At 63.5% G+C, this 271-nt stretch carries 1 protein-coding gene; it reads right to left on the bottom strand.

All coding sequences use genetic code 11. The features are described from left to right. A partial coding sequence (locus tag AF337_RS13840) for an efflux RND transporter permease subunit (RefSeq protein ID WP_280138849.1) occupies positions 1-258 on the bottom strand: 258 nt, incomplete at its 3' end. Positions 259-271 lie beyond the last annotated feature (13 nt).

A 271-nucleotide genomic window follows, 5' to 3' on the forward strand; every position in this document is an offset into this window, starting at 1 on the left:
GGCCTTCATGAAATAGGCGGCCATCATCGGCGTCAGCAGGCGTGCGACGACGAGCGAGACGAGGACCGCCACCGCGGCGGTGATACCGAACTGGCGGAATATAAGTCCCGGTATGCCGCTCATGAAGGCCGTCGGCAGGAAGACCGCGACCAGCGTGAAGGTGGTTGCAATGACGGCGAGCCCGATCTCGTTGGCCGCCTCCAGAGCGGCGTCGATCGGCCGCTTGCCCATCTGCAGGTGGATGCCTCTTATACACATCTGACGCTGCCGA

The sequence above is a fragment of the Rhizobium ecuadorense genome, from assembly GCF_001187535.1.
GTDB lineage: Bacteria > Pseudomonadota > Alphaproteobacteria > Rhizobiales > Rhizobiaceae > Rhizobium > Rhizobium ecuadorense.